This window comes from bacterium (assembly GCA_040753555.1).
Lineage (GTDB): Bacteria > UBA9089 > UBA9088 > UBA9088 > UBA9088 > JBFLYE01.
Window position 1 is genome coordinate 2,489 of the sequence record JBFMDZ010000082.1, and the last position, 6,773, is coordinate 9,261.

Below are 6,773 nucleotides of genomic sequence, written 5' to 3' on the forward strand. Positions count from 1 at the left end.
TCACCAGTAGGAGATACTGATGTGTGCGAAGCCTTTGCTAACTTTGCGCAGGATTTGGCAAATCGATTTACTGATGAGGAATTCAAGCAAAGCTACTTTTTGCATGCTCTTTATGATTTGAGTGTTTCGGATGAGTGGCAGAAGTGGTATTATGACTGGATGCTTGCCCTTTTAGGTAATGGAGGACCAAGAAGACTTCGACCTGATTGGCTAAATAATCATAAAGATGGAAAAGAAGGTTCTGGGTTTAAAATCTTTTTCCCTGAAGATCCAGACAGAACAGGAAGAAAAGATCATTTTGTTGTCAATGCTGCATGCAGAGAGCTTGGTTATATTGTCTGGATGCTTTATGAAATAGTAGACACAGAAGAAAGTTTGAATGATCTACAGTATAATGCTTTGGGTAGGGCATTTGGAATTATGATAATTGAAGGTAAACTTTCTCGCTCTGAGGTGGGAAATTGGATAAAGGAGCATCTCCATGAATAAATATGAGGGGGGATTTTACCTATTTAGGGTTTTCGCAGTATATGCTGTGGAAGCTTTGTTTCTGGCAGCAAGTATAGGCTGGTTTACTTCTCACCTTTTGAAAAATAAGTTTTTCTCTAAAAATGTAATCAGGGAAATTATAGGTTGGTGGGTAGTCGTTTGCATTGGAATAGGAATTGTAACAGGTATAGATTTGGTTAAGATGAGTTTAGATCTTAACTGCTTTTCGGATAATATGCCAATGGTGGAAGAATGGTGTGAGAACTATGCTAAAAAACATGGTGGTATTTATCCTACATATGGCGATGAACTGAACCTAAAAGCATATTATGGTGATAATCCATATTTTCCCGAAAAACTTGTTATAGGAAGTCAACATACGCTGTTGACCTGTCCAGATACTGGGGCATTGTATAAATGGTCCAAAAAACACTATACCGTAAATGATTCTCCAGACACTATGCTTTTTTGGTGTGGAAAGCCCCACGGACTTATCTTTAAATGGAGGAATGTAAAATTTATTGGTGGAATACAGCAGGTTCCCGAAGGCGAATTCCAAAAACTCTTGAAAGAACAGCAAGGAGAGACGAAACAAAAATGAAGCTAGAATCCTATATTGACTACATCCCCTCAGGGGGAGCAATCCATAAACAAGGGGATACCTGGATACCATTAGATCCATCATTCAAACTGCAGAAGATAGAAGAAGGAGAGGATATATCAGATGAAGTTATCTTTGACAAAGATGGTTTCTTGAGCGAACAGCAAGGGATAGAGATTCCCCTATACTTCTGGCTCAATCAATTGGGAACCTATGCAGAGACCAACTTTCCAGAAAAAAGGCTCTATGAGTTTTCAAGGAGAAAGGCTATTATCCCTGAAGAGATTGAGGTTCTTCCTGCCTCTCTTCCCTATAAAAGAATTGAACAACCTACCATATATTCTGAGATACCTGATAATCTGAGATATAAGATAGGGATCAGTCTGTCTTCAGAGGATATCCTTGGCTTGGGTCTATCTTATCAAATCCCCCTTCCTGAATTGGGTGAAAGCCGTCTAACCCTATCTTACAAATCTGACCTAAGCCACCCTGCCTATTTAGTTGAACTTCAACCAGTCATAAAAATAGATGGCCAAGAAAAGGCAGTGGGTGACCCAATAGGTGCTGGTAAGGATCAAACCATAACCATTGATATATCCATGCCCAACCAGGAAACAGATCGTATCCAGAACACCATTATAGCAGGCGAATTTCACAACCTCTGCATCACCTGGCCTTTCTTCTCCAGTCAGCTTGCTACTAAAATTGGTCAGAGACTTATCACCAACATAGAGGCTACTAGCCCAGACTTCCTTCAGAATGGCTTCTTTTCAGAAGATATAGCTGGAGACTACCTCTTTATGCAAGGCAAAAGTTACTTTGGTCAGGTAGGAATAATGGATGAGATTGCCTCATCTTACCTCCATCTTCCATTCTTCAAAGATATATTGTTTGCCCATCTCTTTGTTGAGGCAGATGTTGACTATCTCTTTGGTATGCCTTATACAATGAGCATCAGAGGTCTCTCTATAGATGCTGATAGGAATATCTGCTTAGTTATAGGAGAAGAAAAGAAGATCAAAGAGTTTATGACCATCTCAGGCTATACTTCATCAGTCTTAGAGCACGCAATCTGGGAGAAATGGTATGGAGAGGGAGCAATCTCTGCCATTAAAGCTATCCAGATAGCTAATGAAAACAATATTCCTGTTTATGACATAGATAGCTCTAATGTAAGCATAGTAGATACATTCAACATCCCAGACCTTGCCAAAGAAGACATAAAGAATGCAATCAATGCAGGAAACATAGCCAAATGTCCCCAGTCAAGCATTAACTATCTTGGCTGGCAAGGTATAGGCTACATCATCCAAGACCCAATAACCGGAGAGGGGAAATATGAGATAGTGGGTGTAAGCGGAGGCCTTTTTCTGCTTACACATCCATCAGCTAGATCATATAAGGAGCTTTATGATATAGAAGTAGAAGCTATTAAATTTGCTAGAGATAATTCACCAGTAGGAGATACTGATGTGTGCGAAGCCTTTGCTAACTTTGCGCAGGATTTGGCAAATCGATTTACTGATGAGGAATTCAAGCAAAGCTACTTTTTGCATGCTCTTTATGATTTGAGTGTTTATGATTTAGGTGGCATCAAGAAGTATCTTTGGTGGTATCTTGGTCTCTTAGGTCCTTCTGGACCAGCAAAACTTCGACCACAATGGTTAAATACTCACAAAGATGGATATCCCGAAAGTGGCTTTAAGCTCTTTGTTTATCCTTGTTCATGTTGGGACGAGAAAAAAGACCCATACGAAGAATGGAGGAAAAAAGAAGATGGAAGAAAAGACCATTTTGTCACTAATGCTGTGGAACCTGATTTAGCTCTTATTTTTGAGGCACTTTTTTGGGAGGAAGATTGCCAAAATGACTCAATGTATAACTTTTTTGGAAGGGTTTTTGGAAGTGAGGTATATTGGGGAATTATTCATAAAAATGAAGTGGGGGGTAGAATAATGGAGTATCTCCATCCGAAAGAATAGCACGATGAATATTTTAGTAAATATTTTAGAAAGTCAGGAAATAGGGATTTTGTATATTTTATTTAGTATGGTCTTTCATTTAATTTGTCTTGCTACGCCATTTATTTTAGCATATATTCTTTTCAAAATTCTCTCTAAAAGATTAAAAAAACTCTCTGCTAAAATCTTATTGTTTGTTATGTTATTTTTAGGAGCTTTTCTGTTTGAAATGCAGTTATTGAAGTGGATTTATGGCTGGCATCCAAGGGTACCTCGGATATGGATTTTTAGATATGAATTGGTGTGTTTCTTTTTGTATTACGCCATTACACTAACTACTTTCATTCGAAAATCAAAAAAGGTTTTTTCCAAAATTCTATCGGTTGTGATTATCAGTCTAATCTTTGGTTCGCTTACAATCTTTTATATTGAAGAGCGGGAAATTATGAAGGACTCATCTGATAGCGGCTCAGGGGTTTATATGGGGGAGTTAAAACGAGACATCCAAGAATATGTTATGACTTACAAGGAATATCCAACCCATGAAGATGGAATAAGCAGAAAATTGCAAAGATATCCTCCTCAGGTTTATGGCACTTTTAGCACTGGCTCTCTATATGGATTGACACGAAAGAAATATACTGCCAAAGATAATCCCAATTTTATGGTTGCCTGGGACGAAGAATCTCATGGAATCATTCTGAAATGGAGATATGTAATATTTGTTGGGAAAAAAGAACCTAAATTTAAGATGATTTCTGAAAGAACATTCCAAAAGCTCCTAAAAGCACAGCAAGAAAAATGAAGGTTCAATCTTCATTTGGCCCTGATTTCCTTAAGGATGGAATAATCCAAGAAGAAATTGCCGGAGACTTTCTCTTTCTCCAAGGAAAAACCTTTTTTGGTCAGGTAGGAATAATGGATGAAATTGCCTCATCTTTCCTCCATCTTCCCTTCTTTAAGGAAATATGCTCTGCCAATCTCTTTGTTGAAGCAGATATAGACTATATCTTTGGTATGCCCTATACAATGAGTATCAGGGGTTTATCCATTGATGCAGATAGAAACATCTGTGCGGTAATTGGTGCTTCTGATAAAATCAAAGAATTTATGACCATCTCAGGCTATACTTCATCTACCTTAGAGCATAACATCTGGGAGAAATGGTATGGAGAGGGAGCAATCTCTGCCATTAAAGCTATTCAGATAGCTAATGAAAGCAATATCCCAATTTATGATATAGATGCTTCTAATGTAAGCATAGTTGATGGCTTCAACATCCCAAGCCTTGCCAAACAAGACATAAAAAATGCAATCAATGCAGGAATGATTGCCAAATGCCCAAGCTCTAATATCAATTACCTTGGCTGGCAAGGCACAGGTTACATTATCACAGACCCGACAACCGGAGAAGGAAGATATGAGATAGTGGATATGAGTGGGGGGATAATCTTAAACTCAAATCCTTCAGCTAGACCTTTCAGAGATTATGAAAAGATAGAAAGAGAAGCCATTGAATATGCTAAAACACTTACTGGGCAAGACGATTGTGCAAATTTTGCCAATTTTGCTCAGTTTTTGGCGAATAAGTTCACTGATAATGAGTTCCGCTCAGGCATTTTTCTGGCTGCTCTATATGAACTAAGTACATCAGACGATGGTTTCTATCATTGGTATTTTGGTCTGATCGGTAATGTTATAAGGAGCGAAAGACCAAGTTGGTTAAACAACCATGATGATGGAAATTCTGGAAGCGGATGGAAAATTTTTGATCCGAAGGATAAATATCTCCGGTGGCCCGGCGACCTTGGTTACACTGGAAGAAAAGACCATTTTGTAACAAATGCCCAAATCCCTTTTGGTACCTTTTTACTAATAGATATAATCCATATAATAGGGCAATATAGCCAAAAAGTTAGGGAATGGAAATGGATACCTTATGAAGAATCTACCAATGACATGGCATATAATAGAGAGGGACAGAGATTTGGCTTGGAAATATCTTGGCCACCATATATTACCAGTAAAGACGAGGTAGGCCAATGGATTATACAATATTTGCATGAATAAAATCGCACATTTTTTTAATTCTAACACCGAGATAATGCTAGGATATGAAATATTAGTAAATATAATTTATGTGATAGGAACATATGTTCTAATGCTAGGAAGCATATTATTACTGATATTATTGCCCATTTATTTTGTTCTACCATTTGTGTTGGCAAATAAGTTTAGTCAAGGATATAAATGGAAGTTTCGAATTCTGTCGTTTATAGCTTATCTCTTATTGTTTGAGTTGATAACTATTTTTGGTTTTAAAATTATTGATTGGAAGCCGGGGTTATATCTGTGGTTTATGTTTACTTTTAGTATATTTTCCTTTCTTCTATGGAAATCAAAAAAATGGTATGAAATTATCATTCACATTTTAATTTTGAACTTATTGATAATCTTTTCCATAGAAGGTATTGAAAGATTAGGGACTTTTATAGTTTTTCCAGATCGAATGCTTACACTCAAACAATTGATTGAGAAGTATGCCGAAACCCACAATGGTTTTTACCCAATTTATGGGGACAAATTGGTATTTTCTGAAAAAGAAAAATATTGGTACTGGGCGGGTGATAAAAAACTTACCAATGTTTCATATCAATGGACACAGAAAAGATATAAGGTTGATGATAACCGAAATTTTATGATAATCTGGGAAAAAGAACCTTCTGGATTTATCTCTAGGTGGCGGTATGTAATATTTGTTGGAGAAAAAAAGCCTGAATTAAGAAGAACTCCTGAAGGAAAATTCCAAAAACTCTTGAAAGAGCAGCAAGGAGAAATAAAAACAAGGAGGCGATGAAAGATGAAGGTTAAATCCTTATTGGGATTATTGGTTATATCAATGGGCTTGGGTATAAACCAAGGGTTGGCTAATGAAATAGCCATCAACAAAGGGGTCATCTGGCTTAATGAAAGCCAAAGCCCTGGTGGAAGCTGGACAAGCAATCTTACTACCCCATTTGAGGCAACAGGGATTGTAGCTGATACCCTGAATTATTTAGGAACAAAAAACATTGCTTATGCAAATGCGATAAATTGGATTGAAAAGGAGGAAATCTTTAGCTCTCGCTATCTTTCACAAAAGATTAAAGTTTTAGCTGATGCTGGCTCTGATACAACAACCCTTATTGGCACACTTACCTTGTCCCAAAATGAAGATGGGGGTTGGGGAATAGCCCTTGGCTATGAAAGCGATTGTTTGGATACCCTCCTTTCCCTCTCTGCCCTCAAATCAGCCCATTATACCAATAATTCTGTAATTGAACCAGCTTTACTATGGCTTATTGCCAATCAGAAGGAAGATGGAGGGTTTGGATTGCAGGAAAGCAATGTTTATATAACAAGCCTTGCCATTCTTACCCTAAACCAATACCGTAAAGATTATTACCTTGAAGAGGCAATTACAAAAGCAGCAGATTGGCTGATCACCCAAACCCCAGAAACCCTGTGGGAAAAGGCCCTGATGTATCAAGCAACAATGAGAAAGGATTTGCTAGAAGATATCCTTAATGCACAACTTGATAATGGTTCTTGGGATAATGACCCATTTACCACAGCCCTTTGTTTAAGGGCAATCAAGGATGCAGCCCCTGACCTTATTGTTTCAGAAATCCTCTTTGACCCCCAGGTTCCCTTAGAGGGAGAAACCACAACCATTACTGCCA

The 6,773-nt window shown here is 37.8% G+C and carries 7 protein-coding genes; all 7 read left to right on the forward strand.

Annotated features, from left to right (window positions below):
• On the forward strand, positions 1-489 hold a 489-nt coding region (locus AB1630_07630), incomplete at its 5' end, for a hypothetical protein (protein ID MEW6103663.1).
• On the forward strand, positions 482-1,090 hold the full coding sequence (locus AB1630_07635; GenBank protein ID MEW6103664.1) for a hypothetical protein: 609 nt from the start codon (positions 482-484) through the stop codon (positions 1,088-1,090). The genes AB1630_07630 and AB1630_07635, both read left to right, overlap by 8 nt.
• Positions 1,087-3,072 carry a hypothetical protein gene (locus tag AB1630_07640; GenBank protein ID MEW6103665.1) on the forward strand — a complete coding sequence of 662 codons (1,986 nt, stop codon included), beginning with the start codon at positions 1,087-1,089 and terminating at the stop codon, positions 3,070-3,072. The genes AB1630_07635 and AB1630_07640 overlap by 4 nt, the downstream gene beginning before the upstream one ends.
• A 4-nt stretch (positions 3,073-3,076) precedes the next feature.
• The gene (locus AB1630_07645; GenBank protein ID MEW6103666.1) at positions 3,077-3,856 is read left to right on the forward strand and encodes a hypothetical protein; all 780 of its coding nucleotides are present in this window, start codon (positions 3,077-3,079) and stop codon (positions 3,854-3,856) included.
• The gene (locus tag AB1630_07650; protein ID MEW6103667.1) at positions 3,853-5,121 is read left to right on the forward strand and encodes a hypothetical protein; all 1,269 of its coding nucleotides are present in this window, start codon (positions 3,853-3,855) and stop codon (positions 5,119-5,121) included. Before AB1630_07645 ends, AB1630_07650 begins: the two co-directional genes overlap by 4 nt.
• Before the next feature lie 91 nt (positions 5,122-5,212).
• Positions 5,213-5,908 (forward strand): hypothetical protein, encoded by a 696-nt coding sequence (locus AB1630_07655; GenBank protein ID MEW6103668.1) that lies wholly within the window; start codon positions 5,213-5,215, stop codon positions 5,906-5,908.
• Between the two features lie 3 nt (positions 5,909-5,911).
• The coding region (locus tag AB1630_07660) for a prenyltransferase/squalene oxidase repeat-containing protein (GenBank protein ID MEW6103669.1) at positions 5,912-6,773 on the forward strand (862 nt) is incomplete at its 3' end.

What these genes read in the sequence shown, in the direction of transcription:
- AB1630_07640 (MEW6103665.1), top strand. Translation starts at nt 1,087, where the DNA reads ATGAAGCTAGAATCCTATATTGACTACATCCCCTCAGGGGGAGCAATC.
- AB1630_07635 (MEW6103664.1), top strand. Translation starts at nt 482, where the DNA reads ATGAATAAATATGAGGGGGGATTTTACCTATTTAGGGTTTTCGCAGTA.
- AB1630_07645 (MEW6103666.1), top strand. Translation starts at nt 3,077, where the DNA reads ATGAATATTTTAGTAAATATTTTAGAAAGTCAGGAAATAGGGATTTTG.
- AB1630_07650 (MEW6103667.1), top strand. Translation starts at nt 3,853, where the DNA reads ATGAAGGTTCAATCTTCATTTGGCCCTGATTTCCTTAAGGATGGAATA.
- AB1630_07655 (MEW6103668.1), top strand. Translation starts at nt 5,213, where the DNA reads ATGCTAGGAAGCATATTATTACTGATATTATTGCCCATTTATTTTGTT.